Genomic DNA, 1,667 nt, shown 5'->3' with positions numbered 1-1,667 from the left:
GTGTACCGCTGCCTTCAGCGTTCGCTCGGGCGAATCGTGGCGATCAAGGTGCTGACATCGGACCTGGACCCCGAGAACCGCGAACGCTTCCTGCGGGAGGGGTACGCGATGGGTGGGCTCTCCGGTCACCCGAACATCGTCAACATACTGCAGGTCGGCGTGACCGACGCCGGTCGACCGTACATCGTCATGCACTATCACCCCCGTGATTCACTGGCGGTCCAGATACGCCGCGAAGGTCAGCTGCCCTGGCCGGAGGCGATCAGCATCGGGGTGAAGCTGGCGGGAGCCTTGGAGACGGCGCACCGCACCGGCACGCTGCATCGCGACATCAAACCCGCGAACATCCTTCTCACCGCCTACGGCGAGCCGCAGCTCACCGATTTCGGCATCGCGCACATCGCCGGCGGGTACGAAACGGCCACCGGCGGGTTTACCGGGTCACTGGCATTCACCGCACCAGAGGTGCTGAACGGGGAATCGCCGACCGCGAGGTCCGACGTCTACGGACTGGGCGCGACGATATTTTCACTGATCGCGGGGAGGGCGGCGTTCGAGCGGAAGACCGGTGAGGAACTCGTTGCGCAATTCGTGAGGATCAGCAGCCAACCGGTGCCCGACCTGCGCGCCCAGGGCATCCCGGACGGCGTGTGCGCCGTGATCGAGAGGGCGATGGCGACGAATCCCGCTGCTCGGCCGGGGTCCGCCGAGGAGTTCGGACACGAACTCCAAGCCGCGCAGCGACACATCGGACTGCGTTCGGACGCGATGGCGCTGGCACCCCGGGAGGCCGCGCAGGCGACCGAGGAGCGCCCGTCGGATTCCGGTGCCGATGGATACCGTCGAATCCGCTACGAAGGTTCGGACAGCGGTCAGCGTCCGTGGGGCGAACCGACCCAGCAGCTCCAGCCGGATTCTCATCCGTCGGGACCGCCGTTCTGGCCGCCGAATGGCCCGCCGCCCTGGCCGCCGACCGGAGAATCGGGCAGCATCGGAGAGTCCCGCACAGGTCGGCGCGCGGTCCTGACCGTCCTGGCACTGGTCGTCGCGCTGGTGCTGGCCGGCGGCGGGTACCTCATGCTTCGAGAAACCACCGGCCCAGGCACCGCACGACCTACCGTCCAGGACGCCGGCGCTTCTCCTGCCGTCGACCCAACCGCGGCGTGGCGACCGGTCGAGGATGCCCGTGTTGCCCGCCAGCAGACGGCAACGACAGTCGCGGACGGGACGATCTGGGTCTTCGGAGGGTTGGACGACAACGGCGTCTCCGCCCAGCAGGAGGGCTATGACCCGGCCATCGACACCTGGAAGGCCGGCCCCGACCTTCCGGTCCCGCTCAACCATGCGATGGCTGTCACCTACAACGACGAACCCGTACTGATCGGCGGTTGGAAAGCGGAAGGTCAGAACCTGACCGCGGTCGACTCCGATCGGGTGATGGCCATGCGAGACGGCGGGTGGGTGGACCTGCCGCCGCTGAACGCACCGCGGGCGGCTGGGGCCGCGGCCGTGGTCGGCGACAAGATCGTGGTCACCGGGGGACAGGCGAACGGTCAACTGGTGGCGACGACCGAGGTGTTCGACGGTACGAAGTGGACGACGGTCGCGCCTGTCCCCACGCCACGGGAGCATCTGGCCGGGGTGTCGGACGGGACGTACTTCTATGC

1 protein-coding gene is annotated in these 1,667 nt (G+C 68.1%); it reads left to right on the top strand.

Annotated elements, in window-relative coordinates:
- Positions 1–1,667: protein kinase domain-containing protein (locus AC1D1G_RS44930; protein WP_477956908.1), on the top strand; the 1,667-nt coding region annotated here is incomplete at both ends.

It is taken from the genome of Rhodococcus sp. P3_B8, assembly GCF_056402775.1.
This window is presented reverse-complemented; position numbering and strand designations above follow the sequence as displayed.